The organism is Novimethylophilus sp. (assembly GCF_036504375.1).
Lineage (GTDB): Bacteria > Pseudomonadota > Gammaproteobacteria > Burkholderiales > Methylophilaceae > Novimethylophilus.
On record NZ_DASXVH010000027.1, the window covers coordinates 22,117 to 39,146 of the forward strand.

Annotated in this window: 18 protein-coding genes; 13 read left to right on the forward strand and 5 right to left on the reverse strand. The window is 62.2% G+C overall.

Annotated features, from left to right (window positions below):
• Window positions 1–3: 3 nt before the first annotated feature.
• Window positions 4–1,380, reverse strand: coding sequence for a hypothetical protein (locus tag VGK14_RS02705; RefSeq protein ID WP_331507390.1), 1,377 nt, complete (start codon window positions 1,378–1,380; stop codon window positions 4–6).
• Between the two features lie 5 nt (window positions 1,381–1,385).
• On the reverse strand, window positions 1,386–2,768 hold the full coding sequence (argH, locus tag VGK14_RS02710; RefSeq protein ID WP_331507391.1) for an argininosuccinate lyase: 1,383 nt from the start codon (window positions 2,766–2,768) through the stop codon (window positions 1,386–1,388).
• A 30-nt stretch (window positions 2,769–2,798) separates the two neighbouring features.
• Between argH and VGK14_RS02715 the strand changes: the two genes are divergently transcribed.
• Together VGK14_RS02715 and VGK14_RS02720 are read left to right on the forward strand one after the other, a co-directional pair.
• Window positions 2,799–3,830 carry a sensor histidine kinase gene (locus VGK14_RS02715; RefSeq protein WP_331507392.1) on the forward strand — a complete coding sequence of 344 codons (1,032 nt, stop codon included), beginning with the start codon at window positions 2,799–2,801 and terminating at the stop codon, window positions 3,828–3,830.
• Entirely contained in the window at window positions 3,827–4,570 is a 744-nt protein-coding gene (locus VGK14_RS02720; protein WP_331507393.1) for a LytTR family DNA-binding domain-containing protein, read from the forward strand. Before VGK14_RS02715 ends, VGK14_RS02720 begins: the two co-directional genes overlap by 4 nt.
• Window positions 4,571–4,580: 10 nt before the next feature.
• Here VGK14_RS02720 and VGK14_RS02725 read toward each other — a convergent pair whose 3' ends face one another.
• Window positions 4,581–4,850, reverse strand: coding sequence for a hypothetical protein (locus tag VGK14_RS02725; RefSeq protein ID WP_331507394.1), 270 nt, complete (start codon window positions 4,848–4,850; stop codon window positions 4,581–4,583).
• A gap of 138 nt (window positions 4,851–4,988) precedes the next feature.
• On the opposite strand from VGK14_RS02725, the gene hemC reads away from it, so the two are divergent.
• From hemC to VGK14_RS02745, 4 genes are read left to right on the forward strand one after another with little or no spacing between them, the layout of a single operon-like run.
• Entirely contained in the window at window positions 4,989–5,933 is a 945-nt protein-coding gene (gene hemC, locus VGK14_RS02730; protein ID WP_331507395.1) for a hydroxymethylbilane synthase, read from the forward strand.
• Entirely contained in the window at window positions 5,926–6,696 is a 771-nt protein-coding gene (locus VGK14_RS02735; RefSeq protein ID WP_331507498.1) for a uroporphyrinogen-III synthase, read from the forward strand. Before hemC ends, VGK14_RS02735 begins: the two co-directional genes overlap by 8 nt.
• On the forward strand, window positions 6,686–7,750 hold the full coding sequence (locus VGK14_RS02740; protein ID WP_331507396.1) for a uroporphyrinogen-III C-methyltransferase: 1,065 nt from the start codon (window positions 6,686–6,688) through the stop codon (window positions 7,748–7,750). Before VGK14_RS02735 ends, VGK14_RS02740 begins: the two co-directional genes overlap by 11 nt.
• Window positions 7,747–8,940, forward strand: a complete 1,194-nt coding sequence (locus tag VGK14_RS02745; protein WP_331507397.1) for a heme biosynthesis HemY N-terminal domain-containing protein — start codon at window positions 7,747–7,749, stop codon at window positions 8,938–8,940. Before VGK14_RS02740 ends, VGK14_RS02745 begins: the two co-directional genes overlap by 4 nt.
• A 45-nt stretch (window positions 8,941–8,985) precedes the next feature.
• On the opposite strand, the gene VGK14_RS02750 is transcribed toward VGK14_RS02745, so the two are convergent.
• Window positions 8,986–10,002 carry a CDP-6-deoxy-delta-3,4-glucoseen reductase gene (locus tag VGK14_RS02750; protein WP_331507398.1) on the reverse strand — a complete coding sequence of 339 codons (1,017 nt, stop codon included), beginning with the start codon at window positions 10,000–10,002 and terminating at the stop codon, window positions 8,986–8,988.
• 47 nt (window positions 10,003–10,049) lie between these two features.
• Complete coding sequence (locus VGK14_RS02755; protein WP_331507399.1) at window positions 10,050–10,424, reverse strand: FxsA family protein; 375 nt, start codon at window positions 10,422–10,424, stop codon at window positions 10,050–10,052.
• A 13-nt stretch (window positions 10,425–10,437) separates the two neighbouring features.
• Here VGK14_RS02755 and cutA point away from each other — a divergent pair, with 13 nt between their 5' ends.
• The 7 genes from cutA (at window position 10,438) to VGK14_RS02790 (ending at window position 16,989) form a co-directional block, all read left to right on the forward strand.
• Window positions 10,438–10,752 carry a divalent-cation tolerance protein CutA gene (gene cutA / locus VGK14_RS02760; protein ID WP_331507400.1) on the forward strand — a complete coding sequence of 105 codons (315 nt, stop codon included), beginning with the start codon at window positions 10,438–10,440 and terminating at the stop codon, window positions 10,750–10,752.
• 29 nt (window positions 10,753–10,781) lie between these two features.
• Entirely contained in the window at window positions 10,782–12,611 is a 1,830-nt protein-coding gene (dsbD, locus tag VGK14_RS02765; protein ID WP_331507401.1) for a protein-disulfide reductase DsbD, read from the forward strand.
• A gap of 126 nt (window positions 12,612–12,737) precedes the next feature.
• Window positions 12,738–13,205 carry a type II 3-dehydroquinate dehydratase gene (aroQ, locus tag VGK14_RS02770; protein ID WP_331507402.1) on the forward strand — a complete coding sequence of 156 codons (468 nt, stop codon included), beginning with the start codon at window positions 12,738–12,740 and terminating at the stop codon, window positions 13,203–13,205.
• 33 nt (window positions 13,206–13,238) lie between these two features.
• Window positions 13,239–13,700: an acetyl-CoA carboxylase biotin carboxyl carrier protein gene (accB, locus tag VGK14_RS02775; RefSeq protein ID WP_331507403.1), complete on the forward strand. Its 462-nt coding sequence runs from the start codon at window positions 13,239–13,241 to the stop codon at window positions 13,698–13,700.
• A 17-nt stretch (window positions 13,701–13,717) separates the two neighbouring features.
• Window positions 13,718–15,067 (forward strand): acetyl-CoA carboxylase biotin carboxylase subunit, encoded by a 1,350-nt coding sequence (gene accC, locus VGK14_RS02780; protein WP_331507404.1) that lies wholly within the window; start codon window positions 13,718–13,720, stop codon window positions 15,065–15,067.
• A gap of 3 nt (window positions 15,068–15,070) precedes the next feature.
• On the forward strand, window positions 15,071–15,958 hold the full coding sequence (gene prmA / locus VGK14_RS02785) for a 50S ribosomal protein L11 methyltransferase (RefSeq protein ID WP_331507405.1): 888 nt from the start codon (window positions 15,071–15,073) through the stop codon (window positions 15,956–15,958).
• Window positions 15,955–16,989: a DUF3426 domain-containing protein gene (locus VGK14_RS02790; protein WP_331507406.1), complete on the forward strand. Its 1,035-nt coding sequence runs from the start codon at window positions 15,955–15,957 to the stop codon at window positions 16,987–16,989. Before prmA ends, VGK14_RS02790 begins: the two co-directional genes overlap by 4 nt.
• The last annotated feature ends 41 nt before the right edge of the window (window positions 16,990–17,030 follow it).

Below are 17,030 nucleotides of genomic sequence, written 5' to 3' on the forward strand. Positions count from 1 at the left end.
GCCCTAGAACGGCCGCAGCAGCGGCAACTGGTCGCGTAACTCGAGGACTCCCTGCAACAGCAGGATTTCCTCCAGCACGTCTTTGCCGAATCCGGTGCGTTCCCCGCCGCGGTTGTCCTGCAGCAAATGTACGAGGAAAGCCTGGGCCTCCGCCGCACCCCAGCCTGCAGTCAGCCGCGCCAGGATGTGCGGGAACTCTTCCAGGCTGCGCGCCACCACCATCATCGCCGGCGCAGCGGCTTCCCATTGCGGGGCGATGAGATTGAAAGTCTGGTGGAAGCGCTGGGCCAGCGCGCTGAACTCCTCTTTGCGGTTAGCGGCGCGCAAAATATCCATCAGATACAGCCAGGGGTTCACCGAAGCGCGCGGATAGGTAGCGATATAGTCTTGCAGGATGCCGGCGGCATGCTCGTCGCGCCCCAGCGCGACGAAGATCTTGGCTTCCTCGACGATCGAAGTAATCTCGTCCACCGAGATCGAGTTTTCGTCCACGGCATTATCCGCTGGCTGGCGTGAAGACCACCCGGTTGCGCTGGCCGACCCCGCCTCCGCCGTCGGCGACGACAATGGCGTCAAAGCGTCGACCGCCTGCAGCACCCGCAGGCTTTTCCGGCGGCGCAGCCACAGCAGCCAACCGGCCGCCAGCGCTCCCGCCGCTAACGTCAGCAGATGCGCAGGCGCCATCGGCAGCGGATTATCGTGCCGAGCCGGGATAGGCGTTGGCGATGCCGCAGGTAGCGCTGATGCGGCCGCGGGCCGCATCAGCGCCTCCCCCAGTTGCCGGATATCCGTTTCCAACGCAGCCAACCGCCCGTCTAGGGCCGACTGTGCAGCCTGCAAATCCAGATTGCGCGCGATCAATTCCTGCAGTTGCGCGGGACTCGGGCTGAGCGCGGACTGTGCGCGCCGCCCCTCTCCCAGTCTCGGCTGGCCTGCTACGGGTAAGACCGATGTTTCAGTTTTTGCAGCTTCCAGCGCAACGCTCATGCGCAGCCTGGACAACGCGGCGCCCGCCGCCGCGGGCCGCATCGCCGGCGTCGGCCGCACTATGTTGCGCGAGGTTTTGGCAGGCGCAGCCAGCCGCGAAAGCTGCCTGAGATCCGGCAGCCGGATCGGGGTTTCCCGCTCGAACGGCTGGCGGACGCCGTGCATGGGGAAGACGGAAGAATTCTCGCGCACGGCGGCGGCAATGAAATGCCGCTGCATCGCGCGGTCGTGCGGATAGATCAAGCTGGCCAGCCGGGCGAGCGACTCGCCCGGCAGCATCGGCCATTCCAGCAACACGGCCGGCGGATGCTCGCCGATTTCGTCCGCACCGCCGAGTATGGCCGGGAATATCAGCGCCGCCAGCACCATGAGCAAAACCGCCGCGGCGCGCAATTGCGTCAGCCCAGCTCTGTTCGCGCCTTCGCGATGGCCTGCCGCACCCGTTCCGGCGCAGTGCCACCGAGATGCCGGCGGCTGGCGAGCGAGCCTTCCGGCGTCAGCACGGCATAGACGTCTTCATCCGCCAGCGCCGAGAACTGCTTCAGCTCTTCCAGCGGCAGATCGGCCAGATCGCAATCTTTGGATTCCGCATGGCGCACCGCGCGCGCGACGGCCTCGTGCGCATCGCGGAACGGCAGGCCTTTTTTCACCAGGTAGTCGGCCAGGTCCGTCGCGGTGGCAAAACCTTCCAGCACCGCGCGGCGCATCGCCTCCTTGTCCACCTTGACGCCGCGCAGCATGTCGGCATAAATGGCCAGGGTATCGGTCAGGGTATCCGCCGTGTCGAACAGCGGCTCCTTGTCTTCCTGGTTGTCCTTGTTGTAAGCCAGCGGCTGGCCTTTCATCAAGGTCAGCAATGCGACCAGATGGCCATTGACGCGGCCGGTCTTGCCGCGCACCAGCTCCGGCACGTCCGGGTTTTTCTTCTGCGGCATGATAGAGGAGCCGGTGCAGTAGCGATCGGCAATGTCGACAAAGCCGAAGCGCGGGCTGGACCACAGGATTAGCTCCTCGGAAAAACGCGACAAATGCGTCATCACCAGCGCGGCCGCAGCGGTGAATTCGATCGCGAAGTCACGGTCGGAAACCGCATCGAGGGAATTTTCGCACACGCCGTCGAAGCCCAGGCTATGCGCCACCATTTCCCGGTCCACCGGGTAGCCGCTGCCGGCCAGCGCCGCCGCGCCCAAAGGCAATCGGTTGATGCGGCGGCGAGCGTCGGCAAAGCGCCCGGCGTCGCGCTTGAGCATTTCGAAATACGCCATCAGATGATGGCCGAACGTCACCGGCTGCGCGACCTGCAAATGCGTGAAGCCCGGCATCACGGTATCGGCATGGGCTTCGGCAAGATCGAGAATGGAAAGCTGCAAGGCGCGGATCAGGCTTAAGATTTCGTCCACCTTGGCGCGCAGCCACAGCCGCACGTCGGTTGCCACCTGGTCGTTGCGCGAGCGCGCGGTGTGCAGGCGCTTGCCGGCATCGCCGACCTTGTCGGTCAGCCGTTTTTCGATATTGAGGTGGACGTCTTCGAGGTCGAGCAGCCATTCGAAGCTGCCGCTGCGGATCTCGTCGCGGATCTCCGCCATGCCGCGCTCGATCGCGGCCAAGTCATCCTGGCCGATGATGCCTTGGGCGGCCAGCATCGCGGCATGCGCCAGCGAGCCCTGAATATCGAACTCCGCCAGGCGCTTGTCGAACGTCACCGAAGCCGTATAACGCTTGACCAGCGCATCCACCGGCTCGGAAAACCGCCCCGACCACCCCTTGTTTTTATCTTGCATGCCAGCCCGTCATCTATAACAATGAAAACCATGGCTAGTATAAAGCAAAACCCCCGGCCGATTTCGCCTCTACCCCCGCAAGTGGTGCTTCCCAATTTTCGCAATCTGGGCTTCAGTTTGCGCGTGCTGGTCATCGCCAACCTGATGGGCGCGGCGGCGGCTGTCCTGCGCAGCGAAACGCCGGCCGGCGCCTGGCGGGAACTGCTGTCCGTGTCGGCATTGATGCAGCCGGTGCTGCTGGCCAGCCTGCTGGCGCTTTATGCGCTGAATGATCCGCTGCTGCGACTGCCTTACCGGCTGGGCGTGCTGGGAGTGCTGTTGCTGGAACTGGCCATCGCCTCGCTGGTATGGAAATTCATCGCCTATCCTTTCGGCGAGGAAAGCATGGGCAGCCTGCATCGCTGGTGGCTGTTAACCCTGCTCGCCAGCGGGGTGCTGCTGGTCTACTTCAATCTGCGCAGCCGCGCACTGTCTCCGGCATTTACCGAAGCCAGGCTGCAGGCGTTGCAGGCGCGCATCCGCCCGCATTTCCTGTTCAACAGCATCAACGCGGTGCTGTCGCTGATCCGCAGCGACCCGCATCGCGCCGAAACCGCGCTGGAAGACATGGCCGACCTGTTCCGCGTGCTGATGGCCGACAACCGCCAGCTGGTGCCGCTGGAATCCGAACTGGCGCTGTGCCGGCAATACCTCGAGCTGGAGAGGCTGCGGCTGGGCGAACGGCTGCGCATCGCCTGGCATATCGACCATATGCCGGCGGATGCGCTGATTCCCCCCCTGGTGCTGCAGCCCTTGCTGGAAAACGCCGTTTATCATGGCGTCGAACCAGCGGGCGAAGGCGGAGAAATCATGCTCAACATCTACCTGGCGCGCGACCAGGTGCACGCCGTGCTTTCCAATCCCTATCGCAAGGAAGGCACGCATCATGCCGGCAACAAGATGGCGCTGATCAACATCCGCGAGCGCATGGCCCTGCATTTCGATTATGAAGCCAGTCTTACCGCGAATGTTTCGGAAGACCGCTATCAAGTCCACATCATCTTCCCCTACCGCAAATCATGAGCGCGTCACTCAAGGTATTGATCGCGGATGATGAAACCCCGGCCCGCAACAGGCTGAAGGCGCTGCTGGCGGAAATTCCGAACGTGGTGGTGACCGGCGAGGCAGGCAACGGCCGGGAAGTGCTGTCGTGCGCTGCGGAGTTGCTGCCGGACGTGCTGCTGCTCGACATCCGCATGCCGGTCATGGACGGCATCGAGGCTGCGGAACATGCGCAAAAGCTGTTTCACCCGCCGGCCGTCATTTTCACCACGGCGTACGACACGCACGCGCTGCAAGCCTTTGAACTCAACGCGGTCGACTACCTGCTCAAACCGATCCGGCTGGAACGCCTGCGCGCCGCGCTGGCCAAGGCACAGGTGCTGCGCCCGGCGCAAATCGAGGCGCTGCACAGTTTGGCGCCGCAACGTACCCACTTCAGCATCCACGAACGCGGTCGCATTCTGCTGGTGCCGGTGCCGGACGTCATCTACCTGCGCGCCGAACTCAAATACCTGACGCTACGCACGGCAACACGCGAATACCTGCTGGAAGACTCGCTGAACCGCATCGAACAGGAATTCCCCGAGCGTTTTCTGCGCATACACCGCAGCTGCCTGGTTTTGCGCGACGCGGTGCAGGGTTTCGAACGCCGCCAGGAAGAAGATGGCGAAACGCACTGGGTAGTGTTGCTGAAAGGGTTGACGGAAACGATGCCGGTAAGCAGGCGCCAGCAGCACATCCTCAAGGATTTCACCGGCTGAAACGAAGCGCTCACTTCACTTTGCTGCGCTCCCTGAATACGCGCTCCAGCGCCGGAACCAGAATGGCGAGGTCCTGCCCGGCCAGGCGGGGATAAGCCTCGCGCAAGGCGGAATAGGCATGGCGCGTCATCGGCTGGCCGCCCCAACCCTGCTTGGGGTCGATGAAAGGCAGCGCCAGGGCATACGCTTCCTCGAAAATCTCACGCACATAGACATGAACGCGCCGGTTTTCGTCAGCTTGCGCCTGGCCCGACGGCGTATCTTTATCGTTACCAATCATTATCTTTGAAATTCCGATTTAAGACAAAACAGTGTGAATTGGCTATCTTATATGTAAATCAGCAGCTTGTGTTAGGCGGGGCGCCTCGCCCGCACTATCCCATGCTAAAATTCCAATTTTGACCGGACGGCTACTTTCTTGAACTCCGCACGCGCTCCCCAACACCTCGTCATTGCCACGCGCGAAAGCGCCCTTGCCCTGTGGCAGGCGCATTACATTCAGGCACGACTGCAGACGCTGTATCCGGAAGCTCAGGTGGACATCCTGGGCATGACCACAACCGGCGACCAGATTCTGAACTCGCCGCTGGCGCGCATCGGCGGTAAAGGCTTGTTCGTCAAGGAACTGGAGCAGGCGCTGGCCGAAGGCCGTGCCGACCTGGCGGTACATTCGATGAAAGACGTGCCCATGAACCTCCCCGAGGGTTTCGAGCTGGCCGCGATCGGCGAGCGCGAAGACCCGCGCGACGCTTTCGTTTCCAACACTTACGCCGATCTGCAAGCCCTTCCCGTCGGCAGCATCGTCGGTACCTCCAGCCTGCGCCGCCAGAGCCAGCTGATGGCACGTTTTCCGCATCTCAAGATCGAATCCCTGCGCGGCAACCTGCAAACCCGTTTGCGCAAGCTGGACGAAGGCCAGTATGCCGCGATCATCCTCGCAGCGGCCGGGCTCAAGCGCCTAGGCCTGGCGCAGCGCATCGCCAGCCTGATCGAGCCGGACCACAGCGTTCCGGCAGTGGGCCAGGGCGCGCTGGGCATCGAGATTTGCACGGGCCGCGACGACCTCAAGACCTGGCTCGCCCCGTTGAACCACGCCGACACCGCCACTTGCGTCATCGCGGAACGCGCGATGAGCCGCGCGCTGGCGGGCAGCTGCCAGGTACCGTTGGGCGCTTTCGCCCGCATCGAGCACGGCGTATTGAGTATGGTCGGTTTCGTCGCCAGCGTGGACGGTCGGCGCATGGTGCGCGCGGCCGTCCACGGCGCGCCCCAGGAGGCTGAAGCGTTGGGCCGCGCGCTGGCCCGGCAACTGGTGGCGCAAGGCGCCGATAAAATCCTCGCCGAGCTTGAGCACGATGCCTGATCTGCCGCTGGCCGGCTGCGGCATCGCCATTACCCGGCCTGTCGACCAGGCCCGTCCGCTGGCGGAACTGATCCGTTCCGCAGGCGGCATCCCCTTCCTGTTCCCGCTGCTGGAAATCGCTGCGGTGGATGATTACCGCGCTTTCGACGCCATCATCGACCGGCTGGACGGCTTTGACTGGGCGTTCTTCATCAGCAGCAATGCGGTACAGCACGGCATGACGCGTTTGCTGGCCCGCCGCAGCTTCCCGGCAGCGCTGCGCTGTGCGGCGATCGGGCCGTCGACCGCCGCACAGCTGGCGAACTTCGGCGTGCATGGGGCGCTCTCGCCCAGCGACCGTTTCGACAGCGAAAGTCTGCTAAACTTGCCCGAAATGCATGCGGTAGCAGGCAAACGCTGCGTTATTTTTCGTGGCGTCGGCGGACGTGAACTGCTTGCGGAAACGTTGCGCGAGCGGGGCGCCGAAGTCGAGTTTGCCGAATGTTACCGCCGCGCCAATCCCAACCTGGATGCTGGAGAATTGCTCCGCCTATGGCAAAATGGCCGCTTGCAAGCCATCGTCGTAACCAGCAGCGAAGCCTTGCGCAACCTGCTGGCCCTGGCTGGCGAGGATGCAGGCTGGCTACAGGCCACCCCGATTTTCGTCAACCATGCCCGCATCGCAGACAGCGCCCGGTCGCATGGTTTGCAGGCAATCGTGGCACAAGCTCCCGGCGATGCAGGAATGCTGGACGCGCTCACCCAATGGCGCAATGAAACGTAATCCAATGAGCGAACCCGACACCGAACCAACCCCGCAAATCGCGACGCCAGCCGCGGCCCAGGAATCCGCTCCATTATTCCGGGCCGCGCTGATCCTGGCGCTGATCGCCCTGGTGCTGCTCGCTTGGCAATGGCTGGATTATCGCCAGCATTTTTCGGCACTCGAGCTTAGCCTGACCCAACGCTTGAGCGAATTCGATACCCGCAACCGCGAAAGCCAGCTGCTGGCAAAGAAAGCCGAAGAAACCAGCGCGCAATCCGCCGTACGTTTGGCGCTGCTGGAACAAAAGCTGGCGGAATCGCAAAGCCAGCAGGATGCATTGCAAACGTTGTACCAGGAGTTCGCCAACAACCGCGACGAACGCATCGTTGCCGAAGCGGAACAGCTGCTGGTGGTCGCCGGCGAGCAGCTGCAACTGGCCGGCAACATCAAGGCCGCGCTGATGGCGCTGCAAACGGCGGACATGCGGCTCGCACAACTCGACAAGCCGCAGGCGATCCAGCTGCGCAAGCTGATCGGCAAGGATGTCGAACGCCTGCAGGCCTTGCCGGCGATCGATACGGTCGGCTCCAGCCTGCGCCTGGAAGGCATGGCAGTGATGGTGGAAAAATTGCCCCTGACCAGTGAACACCACCCGCGCGCCCAGGCCGATACCCTTGCCCCGGACTACGAAAGCAATGCCTGGCGCCGGCTGGCCGGGGAAGTCTGGCACGATATTCGCCAACTGGTACGCATAGAACGCATCGACCGCCCCGAGCCGCCGCTCTTGACGCCGGAGCAAGCCTTCTTCCTGCGTGAAAATCTGCGGTTGAGGCTGTTGACTGCGCGCATCGCGCTGCTGCAGCGCGACGAATCCACCTTTCACGCCGACCTGCGTGCCGCCGAGGACTGGCTTAAACGCCATTTCGACACCACCGACCCGCACGTGCAGAGCACCATCGCAGCCATTCGCCAGCTGGCCGGCAGCTCGATCAACATTCAGCTGCCCGATATCAGCGAAAGCATGAATGCCGCCAGCCGCTACAAACTTTCGCTGGAAAAGGGCGGCAAGTGAAATTATTGATCTGGCTGTTGCTGGTAGCGGGAGCGGCTGTCGCGATACCGCTGGTGATCGGCCACGGCAACGGTTATGTGCTGCTGGTGCAGCCGCCTTACCGCATCGAACTCTCCACCAGCCTGTTCCTGCTGCTGGTCACGTTAAGCTTTTTCATCCTGCACGCGCTGCTGCGGCTCACCGCGTACACCCTGCGCCTGCCGGAAAAGGTGCGCCTGTTCAAGCGCGAAAAACGCGACAGGGAAGCGGTGGCGGCCTTGCTCGAAAGCATGGCCGCAATGGCGGAAGGGCGCCACAGCAAAGCGGAAAAAACCGCCGCCCAGGCGCTCGAGCTTGGCGCCGATGGCCTGGTCGGCACGCTGATCGCCGCCCGTGCCGCGCACAAGCTTAAAAATTTCGAGCGCCGCGATTTCTATCTGGCCGAGGCCGAGCGCCTGGCACCCGACGCCGACGTCGCACGCCTGCTGTGCCAGGCCGAACTGCTGCTGGACCAGCGCCGCTTCAACGATGCATTGAATGCGATCAAACAGTTGGAAAAAAGCGATGCCAGGCATCTGCCCGCGCTGCAGCTGGAACTCAAGGCACGGCGCCAGCTCGGCGATTGGGATGGCGTACTGGCGCTGATTGCGCAACTGGAAAAACGCAATGGCATCGAGCCGATTATCGCTCAACAATGGAAGCTGCAAGCCCACCTGGAACTGCTGCGCCGCAAAGCCGACGATGCCGCCGCGCTGCACGCCTATTGGTCAAAGGTGCCTGAAGCCGACCAACTGGACCCGCATATTGCGCTGGCTGCCGCACAATATCTGGTAAAAGCCGGCGCTAGCGCCACCGCCGCGCAAATCGTCGAAATGAGCCTGACCAAGCAATGGGATACCGCATTGGCGGAATTCTACGGCCAGTGCGCAGGCAAAGACCCAGTCAAGCAACTGGAACAGGCCGAATACTGGCTCACCCAGCATCACGGCGATGCCGGCCTGCTGCTTGCGCTAGGCAACCTCTGTCTCCGCGCGGAACTCTGGGGCAAAGCACAAAGCTATCTGGAAGCCAGCCTGAGCGTGCATGAAACCAGCGCTGCCCACCTGGCGCTGGCCCGCATCATGGAACAACTGGGCAGGGACGAGGACGCCAATCGGCATTACCGGTCGAGCCTGGAGCGCAAGATGGAAGAATGCGGCAAAACGACATGAATATCGTTTTGCAAGCCAGCCGATGGGCACCCAATAATCTAGAACCTATTTCTTCGGCGCAAACGTAAACGCGTCGGAGAAGAACTCACCCTCCGGCAGGCCTTGTGCGGTAAAGTCTCGATGCGCCGCCTCCACCATCGCCGGAGCGCCGCAGCAGTAAACCTGGTAATCCTTCAACTCCAGGCCGTCAGCCAGCACCGCCTGGTGCACGAGTCCGGTACGGCCGGTCCAGGCATCGTCCGCTCCGGGTTGGGACAATACCGGGATAAAGCGGAAATTGTCATGCTCGGCCGCCCATTGCTCGGGCAGTTCCGGCATATACAGATCCTGCCGCGCCAGCGCCCCCCAGTACAGCACCATGTCGCGCCGGATGCGATGGTGGAACATGTGCTCGATGATGCCCTTGATGGGAGCGAAACCGGTGCCGCCGGCGACGAAAATGATGGGCTTGTCGCTTTCTTCGCGCAGCGTGAACGTGCCCATCGGGCCTTCGAAGCGCAGGATGGCTTTCTCCGACATTTCCTTGAAGGCGTATTCGGTGAACTTGCCGCCGGGAATCAACCGGGCGTGTAATTCCAGCATCTGGTCGTCGAACGGCGCATTGGCCAGCGAGAAAGCGCGGCGGCCGCCGTCCTTGAGCAGAAACTCGATATATTGGCCGGGCAGGAACTGCAAACGCTCGTTGGCCGGCAGCTTGAGATGCATCGCGATCACGTCGGGCGCCAGCTGTACTTTTCGTTCCACCCGGCACGGCAGTATCTTGGTCTGGATGCCGCCTTTCAGGCCCACTTCGCGGCACTCTATCGTCACGTCGGACAGCGGCCTGGCGCAACAGAACAAGGCTTTGCCGGCAGATTTTTCCGCGTCGGAAAGCACATGGGACTGGGCATCCCCATAATCGACCGCGCCTTCCAGCACCTGCCCTTTGCACGCCCCGCAACCGCCGTTGCGGCAGCCATAGGGCAAGGTATAACCCGCCTCCAGTGCGGCATTCAGGATAGTGTCGTCGGAAGGGGCGGAAAAAACATGCCCGCTGGGCTGGATGGTGATCTGGAAGGACATGAAATTAAACCGGAATCGCGCGGAGCGCGTAGTTTATCACAGGGCTCTTATTCCTCGCGCCGCCATTGGCCTTCGATCGCGTCATCCGCTACGGGTGGGCGCGCCGCCGGCAACGGAATCAGCAACAGGACCACCGCGATCACATCGCTGATGACGCCGGGAAAAATCAGCAGCACGCCGGCGAGCAATTTGCGGGCTGTCGTCAGTAATGCCAACAGCGGATGATGCCCGCTCTGCACGATATGAAACAAGCGCCCGAACACCGCCAGCCGCTCTTCCTTGATAATCAGCCAGCCGGCGGTCGCAGTGAACAGCAGGTAAGGCGCCAGCCACCAGCCGTAGACGCCGGCGAGGCGGGCCAGCAGATAAAGCTCGAAGAAAGGAAAAGCGAGTAAAATCGCCAATATCAACAGCAAGCGCATGCAAATATTCCCAATGAGTGTGGTTCTTGTGATGACTAATCTGCCGAGCCGCGAAACAGCGCTGCAACTGGCAGAAACCCTGATCGGCAATCGGGCCGGCGCCTGCGTGAATGTGCTGGCTCCGTGCCTGTCAATCTATCACTGGCAGGGCAAAACGCAAAGTGCCGAGGAAATACCGGTGCTGATCAAAACCACGGCAGAGCGCTATGCCGAGGTCGAACGCCTCATCCGCGAGCGCCACCCCTACGAACTTCCTGAAATCATTTGTGTCCCAGTAAACGCCGGCCTGCCGGCTTACTTGCAATGGATAGACGACGAAACCCAATGACCTTCCGACTTATTCTCCTCCTTGGCTGTTTGTTAGCATCCGCAGCCCATGCCGGCCTGCTGCCCGACCGTGCTTCCGGCCCGCAATCGCAACAAGCGTCATCGCTGCTGGATAAACTAGCTGGGGGCAGCGATGCATTTCTCAAGCCCGAACAGGCTTTCAAGCTTTCGATACAAACCCGGGATGCCCAAACCCTGCTCGCCGATTTCGAGGTGGCGCCCGGCTACTATCTCTACCGCCAGCGCATGTCGTTCAAGCTGAAAGAAGGCTCGCCCGGCAGCATCGGCACGGTCGACCTTCCCCCGGGAGATATGAAGCGCGACCCCAACTTCGGCAACATGGAGGTTTATCATCGCCCCTTCCAGGCCGTAGTGCATTTGCAGCATGGCGGCGCGCCGCCGGGAACCATTTCCCTGCTTGCCAGCTTCCAGGGCTGCAGCGAAAAAGGGCTGTGCTATGCGCCCATCCGCAAGACTTTCGACATCGATCTGGCCAACGTCCAGGCCACGCCCGCGCCGCCTTCGCCCGGCGAGTCGGATCAGATCCGGCAGCTGCTCGGGGGCGGCAAACTGTGGCTGGTCGCTGCCGGATTCTTCGGCTTCGGCCTGCTGCTGTCGTTCACGCCCTGCGTTTTTCCGATGATCCCCATCCTGTCCGGCATTATCGTCGGCCAGGGCCGGCATCCCAGCCGCGCGCATGCTTTCAACCTGTCGCTCGCCTATACGCTGGGCATGGCCGTGGCATACGCCTTGGCCGGCATTGTCGCGGGGCTGTCCGGCCACCTCGTCAGCAATGCCCTGCAGAACCCCTGGGCGCTGAGTGCGGGCGCATTGATATTCGTGGCGCTGGCACTGTCGATGTTCGGCCTGTACGAGCTCAAGCTGCCCAGCGGGCTGGAATCGCGCGTGGCCGAAGCGACCAACCGCATCAAGGGCGGGCGCTTCCTCGGCGTGTTCGCCATGGGCGCGCTGTCGGCGCTGATCGTCAGCCCCTGCGTCGCCGCCCCGCTGGCAGGCGCATTGCTTTATATCGGCCAGACGCATGACGTGCTATTGGGCGGCGTGGCTTTGTTCACGATGGCGCTGGGCATGGGCGTGCCGCTCTTGGTGGTGGGCCTGTCCGCCGGCGCGCTGCTGCCTAAAGCCGGCGCATGGATGAATACGGTAAGCAATTTCTTCGGCGTGCTGATGTTGGGCATGGCGATCTGGATTATTGCGCCGGTCATCCCGGTCGCGCTGACTATGGGTCTGTGGGCAGCATTGCTGATCGTCTCGGCAATCTTCCTGCGGGCGCTGGACGGTTTGCCACCGCATGCAGGCAAGGCGATGCGCCTGGGCAAGGGGCTGGGCGTTATCGCGCTGGTGGCTGGCGTCGCACTGCTGACAGGCGCTTTTTCCGGCAGCCGCGATCCGCTCAAACCTTTGGCCGGGATCTTCGCCGGCGCCGGCAACAACACTGAAAACACACTGCCGTTCAAGCGCGTGAAGAATCTGGCTGAGCTCGACTCGATGGTGCAATCGGCCAAAGGCCGCTACGTCATGCTGGATTTCTATGCCGACTGGTGCGTATCCTGCAAGGAGTACGAGCGTTATACATTCGCCGATCCGCGCGTACGCAAGCTGCTGGAAAAATCCCTGCTGCTGCAGGCCGATGTCACTGCGAACACGACTGAAGACGCGGCATTGATGGCGCGTTTCAACCTGTTCGGCCCCCCCGGCATCGTATTTTTCGACCCCGCCGGCCAGGAAATCGGAGCGCTGAAAGTAGTTGGTTATCAGGATGCCGAGCATTTCTTGGTCACGCTTAACGACTTGTTTGCCAGCAAAAACGGCAATTGCCCCAAAGCGCTGGAATGTTGACTCCTGGTGGTTGGCAAAGATCGTTGCAACATCAGTAACTTCCGCCATTTTCGGCAATTTTGCTGGACAATAAGCCGGCATTTGCGGCAAACTTGCACCCTCACTGGGTTTCTGAAAATCCTGGAAATGACGACAAAACCCGCGACAAATTATGTCAATCGCATACTCGTTTTGCATGGCCCCAACCTGAATCTGCTAGGCGTCAGGGAGCCTGAGCATTACGGGTGCGACACACTGGAAGCGATCAACCAACGGCTCGTCGCCAAGGCGCAGGCTTCGGGCATCGCCGTCGAAAGTTATCAGAGCAACGCCGAAAGCGATCTGGTGGCCAAGCTGCACGGCCTGTTTCAGCATTCCGTCGATTTCATCATTATCAATCCTGCCGCTTTCACCCACACCTCCGTTGCGCTGCGCGACGCCTTGGCGGCAGTGAAAACCCCGTTTATCGAGGTGCATCTGTCCAATGTCCATGCGCGCGAAGCCTTCCGCCATCACTCCTATTTCTCCGACCTCGCCATCGGCGTCGTCAGCGGGCTGGGGGCGGCCGGCTACGAATATGCGCTGGACTTTGCCATCAACCACATTCGCCATTAACCGTATCAAGGGTCAACTAGGATAACTATCGCTATGGATCTGAGAAAACTGAAGAAACTGATCGATCTGGTAGAGGAGTCCGGCATCGCCGAGCTGGAGCTCACCGAGGGGGAAGAAAAAGTCCGTATCAGCCGCCAGCCGACAGGCCAGGCAATGCAGTACCCGGCCTACATGCCGCACATGATGCAGTATGCGCCGCAGCCTGCCGCTGCGGCGCCGGTAGCGTCCGCAGCCGTCGAAGCCGCACCGCCGGCCATCGAGGGCCACGTGGTGAAATCGCCCATGGTGGGCACTTTCTACCGCGCTCCTTCGCCGGACGCCAAAGCCTTCGTCGAGGTCGGCTCACCGGTTTCGGCGGGCGAGACGCTGTGCATCATCGAAGCGATGAAACTGCTCAACGAAATCGAAGCCGACCATAGCGGCGTCATCAAGGCCATCCTGGTCGAAAACGGCCAGCCGGTAGAATACGGCGAACCGTTGTTCATTATCGGCTGATCCGGGGGTATTCCCTAATGTTCGAGAAAGTCCTTATCGCCAATCGCGGGGAGATCGCGCTGCGCATTCAACGCGCTTGCCGCGAGCTGGGCATCAAGACCGTTTGCGTGTATTCGGAAGCGGACCGCGAGGCCAAGTACGTCAAGCTCGCCGACGAATCCGTCTGCATCGGCCCCGCGCCTTCCAACCAGTCCTACCTGCACATCCCCGCCGTCATCAGCGCGGCCGAAGTGACCGATGCCGAAGCGATACATCCCGGCTACGGTTTCCTGTCGGAAAACGCCGATTTTGCCGAACGCGTGGAGCAAAGCGGCTTCGTCTTCATCGGTCCGCGCGCCGAAACCATACGCCTGATGGGCGATAAGGTCAGCGCCAAAAACGCGATGAAGAAGGCAGGCGTACCCTGCGTGCCCGGCTCCGACGGCGCATTGCCGGATGATGCCGAGGAAGTCCTGCGCATGGGGCGCGAAATCGGCTATCCGGTCATCATCAAGGCCTCCGGCGGCGGCGGCGGACGCGGCATGCGCGTGGTGCATACCGAGGCCGCGCTGCTGTCCTCGGTGGAAATGACCAAGGCCGAAGCCCAGGCCGCGTTCGGCAATCCCACGGTATATATGGAAAAATTCCTGCTGCAGCCGCGCCACATCGAGATTCAGGTGCTGGCCGACGAGCACGGCAACGCGGTTTACCTGGGCGAGCGCGACTGCTCGATGCAGCGCCGCCACCAGAAAATCCTCGAGGAAGCGCCGGCTCCCGGCATAGGCCGCAAACTGATCGCCGCGATTGGCGAGCGCTGTGCGGAGGCCTGCCGCACCATTAGCTACCGCGGCGCCGGCACTTTTGAATTTTTATATGAAAACGATGAGTTCTACTTCATCGAAATGAACACCCGCGTGCAGGTGGAGCACCCGGTAACCGAACTGATTACCGGCATTGACATCGTGCAGACCCAGTTGCGCGTGGCGGCAGGCGAAAAGCTGCCGTTCAAGCAGAAGGACATCCACATGCGCGGCCATGCGATCGAGTGCCGCGTGAACGCCGAGGACCCGCTAAAGTTCGTGCCCTCGCCCGGCCGCATTACCGGCTTCCATATGCCGGGCGGACCGGGAATCCGCGTCGACACCCATGTCTACCACGGCTACATGGTGCCGCCGACTTACGATTCGATGATAGGCAAGCTGCTGGCTTACGGCGACACACGCGATCAGGCGATCGCACGCATGCGCATCGCGCTGTCGGAAATGGTGGTGGAAGGCATCAAGACCAACATCCCGCTGCACAGCGAGCTGATGAACGATGCCGCATTCCAGCAGGGCGGCACCAGCATTCATTACCTCGAACACAAGCTGGGCCTGGTCTCCAAGTAAATCATGCCGTGGCAATCGCTCAGGATGGAAGCGGGGGCTGATGCCGCCGAGGCTTTGAGCGACGCGCTGATGGCATTAGGCGCGCTATCGGTCGGCATCGAAGACGCCGATGCCGAGACGCCCGATGAATTGCCGATCTTCGGCGAACCAGGCACAGGCGAACCCGGCGTGTGGCGGCGCAATGTGGTCAGCGCGCTGTTCGACGACGGCCTTAATCTGGCTGCCGTCGTCGATGCCGCGGCCGCGGCCGCCGGCATCGTCCGGCCGCGCTACACCATCGAAGCCGTGCCCGAACAGGACTGGGTCCGCGCCACCCAGTCGCAGTTCGACCCCATCCCCATCGCCGGCAAGCTATGGATCGTGCCTTCCTGGCACAGCGCGCCGGAGCCCGGCGCGATCAATATCGTGCTCGATCCGGGGCTGGCCTTCGGCACCGGCAGCCACCCCACCACCCATCTCTGCCTGGCCTGGCTGGTCGATCATCTGCACGGCGCGGAAAAAGTGCTGGATTACGGCTGCGGCTCTGGCATCCTGGCGATTGCCGCGAAAAAACTTGGCGCAGGCGAAACGCTGGGGGTGGATATCGATCCGCAGGCTATCCTGTCCAGCCGGCAGAATGCCGAACAGAACATGGTCGGGGCCGATTTCTGCCTGCCGGATGCGATGCCGCCTTACGCCGCCGACGTCGTCGTCGCCAATATTCTTTCCATCCCCCTCAAGGTGCTGGCGCCGGTACTGGCACAGGCTTGCCGTCAAGGCGGCCGCATCGCGCTGTCAGGCATTCTGGCCGAACAGGCCGCCGAGGTTTCGGCCGCTTATGCGGCATGGTTTGACATGGCAGCACCCGTATTCATGGAGAACTGGACGCTGCTCACAGGAACCAAACGGTGAGTCTGATTACCACCTGTCCGGCTTGCGGCACCTCTTTCCGCATCACGCCGGAACAATTATCCGCACACCGCGGCGATGTGCGCTGCGGCCAGTGCCAGCATATATTCAGTGCGCTGAAGCAACTGGCGGAAGTGGCAGCTTCGCATCCCGCCGCGCCGCAGCGGGACTCCTTTCCGCCGCAAGTAGAGGATGCACCGATTTTCGAGGAAGCCGCCGCCATCCCCCCGCCGGAGACTGCCGAACCGGTCGAAGCAGAGCTTGCGGCCATGCTCGAACCTGCGGCAGACGCAGCGTCGCCGGAAGCGAAGACGAATGTCGCCGCGCTGCACTTTGAAATCCTCGATCCGGAATATCTGGATATCGAACCGGAACCGCCCACGGTCGAAACCGCCGATGAAGTTGCGCCGTCGCCGATAGCGGTCGCCGTTGCCGAACCGTCTCCTGCATCCGAGCCACCGGCCGACGAAACCATCGCTGCACTGCCCGAGCCGGAACCGGCAGCGGAACCGTCCGCCCCGCCTCCAACCAGTCCGCCTGCCGTTCGGCCCGCCAAGCGCAGTTCATCCCGGCTGCTCGCTCCGCTGGCTTTGCTGCTGGGGCTGACGGCGGCAGGGCAGGCCGTTTATTTTCTCCGCACCGAGATCGCGGCGCATTTTCCTCAGACCAGGCCCTGGCTGATTGCCGCCTGCGACAAATTGCATTGCACGGTGGAACTGCCGCGCCAAGCTGACCTGCTGAGCATAGAGGATTCCGACCTGCAGGACGATCCGGAACATACAGGCGCGCTGGTGCTGGTGAGTACGCTCTACAATCGGGCACCCTATGCGCAGGCCTATCCGCTGCTGGAACTTACCCTTACCGACACGTTCGACAAGCCGGTGCTGCGGCGCACACTGGCGCCCCGGGAATACCTGCCGAAAAATACCGGGCTGACGGCGGGCATAACCGCCGGCGGCGAAATAAGCGTCCGCCTCAACCTCGGCGTAACCGGCACCAAACCGGCCGGCTACCGGCTTTATGTCAAATATTGAACTGCTGAAAATAGACGAGCCAAAACCAGACAGCCTGCCAG